At 35.8% G+C, this 3925-nt stretch carries 3 protein-coding genes and 2 tRNA genes; 3 read left to right on the forward strand and 2 right to left on the reverse strand.

What is annotated here, in order from left to right; genetic code table 11:
* Positions 1-140: 140 nt before the first annotated feature.
* A complete protein-coding gene (locus tag ACI4WO_RS02050; RefSeq protein ID WP_439805896.1) occupies positions 141-275 on the reverse strand; it encodes a hypothetical protein in 135 nt (44 codons plus the stop codon).
* A 174-nt stretch (positions 276-449) separates the two neighbouring features.
* Positions 450-1844, reverse strand: a complete 1395-nt coding sequence (locus tag ACI4WO_RS02055; RefSeq protein WP_439805897.1) for a S1C family serine protease — start codon at positions 1842-1844, stop codon at positions 450-452.
* Between the two features lie 205 nt (positions 1845-2049).
* On the opposite strand from ACI4WO_RS02055, the gene ACI4WO_RS02060 reads away from it, so the two are divergent.
* The 3 genes from ACI4WO_RS02060 (at position 2050) to ACI4WO_RS02070 (ending at position 3667) form a co-directional block, all read left to right on the forward strand.
* Positions 2050-3369, forward strand: coding sequence for a CCA tRNA nucleotidyltransferase (locus ACI4WO_RS02060; protein WP_439805898.1), 1320 nt, complete (start codon positions 2050-2052; stop codon positions 3367-3369).
* Between the two features lie 92 nt (positions 3370-3461).
* A tRNA-Ser gene (locus ACI4WO_RS02065) sits at positions 3462-3550 on the forward strand.
* 27 nt (positions 3551-3577) lie between these two features.
* Positions 3578-3667, forward strand: a tRNA-Ser gene (locus ACI4WO_RS02070).
* Positions 3668-3925 lie beyond the last annotated feature (258 nt).

A 3925-nucleotide genomic window follows, 5' to 3' on the forward strand; every position in this document is an offset into this window, starting at 1 on the left:
CTGCACTGAAATCTCTCTTTATCAGATTCTCTCTGTCCTGTGTTACTGTGTCAGCCTTTGTAATACCGTGAGGTCTGCATTTTCTCGTTCAAGTTCTCTGATGCGTTTATCTGCTCCGGAGTCTGAAAGTTTCGGACGACTTAATGCTGCTTTTCTGTCTTTTCGCCAGTCGGCAAGTTGTAATACTGTATCCCTAACTGCTGAGCGGCCTTTTTCAGTCCAACCTCGTCTGAGAGCTTCAAGGCTTCCTCTTTGAACTCTTTACTGTACTTCATTTTTCATTTCCCTTTCTGGTTTTTATTGCTTTTATTCTACCAGATTTTTGGGTGTTTGTCGACTGCTCTTTCAGTATAACATATCAAAAAACGTCTGCCAATTGATTGACAGACGTTTTTATATGGCACATTTAAGCACCTATTTTTTTGAAAGGAGACTAAACATAATTTTCTTTAATTTTCAACAGCTTCCTGATCACCGAACAGTGTGTCACCCTGAGTTACTTCCTGCAAGGTTACCTTAACTTCCATATCCCTGCCGTTTCTGGAAATAGTCAAAGTAATAGAATCTCCGGCATTGTGTTCATTTTTCTTTGCATTAAGTTCTTCAGTATTGGAAACAGCTTCACCATTTACACCTATAATAATGTCGCCTTCCTGAATACCGGCCAAATCGGCAGCACCGTTAGGAGTAACAGAACGTACATAAGTGCCTACAGGCATATTATAAAGACGTGCTGTAGATTCATCAACATCAATACATGTAATGCCAAGCTGTGGTCTGCCCTTTACATAGCCATAATTAATAAGGTCATCAATAATGTCTTTAGCCTGTGTGATAGGAATTGCAAAACCCAGTCCCTCAACAGAAGCACTAGAATATGTTGATGTCATTTTAGCAGAATTTATACCTATTACCTGACCATAGCTGTTTACAAGAGGTCCGCCTGAGTTGCCTGAGTTAATAGCAGCATCTGTCTGAATAAGATTCATCTGCTTATCGTTAATTGTAATTTCACGATTTAATGCTGATACAATACCGCTTGTTACTGAACCGAAAAGCTCAAATCCAAGCGGATTGCCTATTGCAAGTACAAGCTCGCCTACCTGAAGATCATCACTGTCGCCAAATTCAGCAGGAGTAAGACCTGACGCATCAATTTTTAAAACCGCAATATCTGTATCGGTATCATATCCTATGATTGAAGCTTCATATTCTGTATCGTCTGACATCAGAACAGAAACAGCTGTAGCTTTGCCGTAACCCTGTTCAGAATCATAAATTACATGGGCATTGGTTACAATATAGCCTTCTGAAGTCATTACAATACCTGTACCTGTTGCTGTAGCAACCTGAGTATTGGTCTGTCCCTGATTGCCGAAAAACCAGTTTTCAGCAGAATTTCCTCCGCTGACCGGAAATTCAGAAGATATGCCTACTACTGCCGGCATAACCTTTGCAACAGCATCCGGAACAGAAAGGCTATCCTCTCTGGATGCAAGTTCAATCAGGCTTTTTTCATCTGAACTTCCTTTATTGGAGGCTTCACTGCCTGATGAGGAAGAATCAGCTGCTTCAGATGAAGAAGTACTGCTGCCTCTGCTGAAAAAGTTTTCAAATGAAAAATTATCATCAATATATCTGTATGCCTGAATTGAACCAGCCGAAATAACTGCGGCACATACAGCAAAAGCAATTACTCTTTTAAATACCTTTTTCTTTTTCGGAGGCTTTTCGTCAACAACACTTCCTGTTGTATTAATCGTATCATTCTGAGCATAATTGTAGCTGAAAGAATTCTGCTCATTATCATTATTGTTCATGTTATTATTCTGGAAATTGTCCATAATCAAACATCCTTTCTATATGTAAAACCTTTGTCTTGGTTTTTTGTTTATATTTATATTATACTTTTTTATGTGAAAATTTCATGATAACATACAGAAAAACCAGTAAAAGGCTTGTTATGAATAAATTGGTATGCAGTGAATTGAAATCTCAGGAACATTGTGATATAATTATTACAGTATAAAATGACTTGGAGTGATAAGAATGTTCAGTATTCCGGATTATATTTATGATATTTTAAATCATCTTGAAAAAAATGGTTTTGAAGCTTATATTGTTGGCGGATGTGTAAGAGATTTTTTTCTTAGTAAAACTCCGCATGACTTTGATATAACCACAAATGCTCTTCCGGAAGAAATAAAAAAATGCCTTGATGAATACAGTAAAACAGATTATGGTGAAAAACACGGAACAGTTGCTGTAATTGCCGGAGGTCATTCAGTTGAAATTACTACCTACAGAATAGACGGAAAATATACTGACAGCCGCCATCCGGATAATGTTTTTTTTACTTCAAGTCTTAATGAAGACCTTAAAAGACGTGATTTTACAATTAACTCTATGGCGGTAAACAAGGAAGGAATTCTTACAGATCCTTTCAATGGAAAAAATGATCTGGGAAACGGTATTATCCGTACTGTAGGAAATGCCCACGACAGATTTTCTGAAGATGCTCTGCGGATTCTCAGAGCTATAAGATTTTCTTCACAGCTTGGTTTCAGAATAGAAAATGAAACCTCAATGGCTGTTCACAGTCTGAAATACCTTATAAAAAATATTTCCATGGAAAGAATACGTGAGGAATTTATAAAAATTGTCACAGGAAAAAATTCAGAAAAAGTTTTAAGAGAATATGCTGATGTCATTGCAGTTTTTATTCCTGAAATTAAAGCGTCATTCGGATTCAGGCAATATAGTCCCTATCATAAATATGATGTATGGGAGCATACTATTCATGCTGTATCGGCTGCGGCAGAAATAAAAAAAGTAAAAATTGCTATGTTTTTTCATGATATTTCAAAACCTGAATGTTTTAAAATGGACGAAAACGGCAGAGGTCATTTTAAAGGTCATGCTCAAAAAAGTGCATTAAAAGCAGTGGAAATACTTAAAAGGCTAAAATTTTCACATAATGATATTAATGATATTGTATATATTATCAGTCATCACAGTGATGAACTGAATACTAAAGCTGAAATTAAAATGCTTTTAAACCAAATCGGAGAGGAAAATTTTTTCAATCTTCTTGATGTGCAAAGAGCAGATTCGATGTCAAAACAGGATTTCTGCCGTGAAAGGCTTAAAAAGACAGATGTTCAAGAAAAAACAGCAATTAAGATAATTGAGAATAAGGAATGTTACAGGCTAAAAGATCTGGCAGTCAATGGTAATGATTTGATAAAATTAGGTTTAAAAAACGAACAGATAGGTCTGATGCTCAATAAAGTATTAAACGAAATTATAAACGAAAAGCTTGAAAATAGTAAAGAATTTATAACAAAATATATAATTTCCACAATTTGATGTGTTGAATTTTGTATAAATTCACGTTTTATAAAAAAACTGTTGACATTTCACTCGAAATGCGATATAATAAATAAGCTGATTCAAGCAATGGAGAGGTGTCCGAGTGGTTTAAGGAGCTGGTCTTGAAAACCAGTGATCCCGCAAGGGACCGTGGGTTCGAATCCCACCCTCTCCGCCATTTTATTTATACTTGTTTTGTTATCATGGAGAAGTACTCAAGTGGTGACGAGGCGCCCCTGCTAAGGGCGTAGGGTGGGAAACTGCCGCGAGGGTTCAAATCCCTCCTTCTCCGCCATAGACCTTGCAAATTGCGTAAATATGCAGTTTGTAAGGTTTTATTTTACTTGTTTAATTGTTAAATAAAATAAAAATATCTTGATATTTTATAAAAAAATATGCTATTACCAACTTACTACCAACTAACTTTTGTTTATTATTTATTAGAAATATATGAGCAACAAAATTTTCCCTTTACAATCCCACCAAATATATGCAATAATAATTCCATCAGCGAAAGCAGAAATAAAAATCGTTTTTTTCTACACATTAAAGC

Origin of the sequence: Porcipelethomonas sp. (assembly GCF_051893655.1) — a bacterium.
GTDB lineage: Bacteria > Bacillota > Clostridia > Oscillospirales > Ruminococcaceae > Porcipelethomonas.

Bases quoted from the DNA above. Each gene is read 5' to 3' on its own strand.
- ACI4WO_RS02060 (WP_439805898.1), top strand. From the start codon at position 2,050: ATGTTCAGTATTCCGGATTATATTTATGATATTTTAAATCATCTTGAA.
- ACI4WO_RS02050 (WP_439805896.1), bottom strand. From the start codon at position 275: ATGAAGTACAGTAAAGAGTTCAAAGAGGAAGCCTTGAAGCTCTCAGAC.
- ACI4WO_RS02055 (WP_439805897.1), bottom strand. From the start codon at position 1,844: ATGGACAATTTCCAGAATAATAACATGAACAATAATGATAATGAGCAG.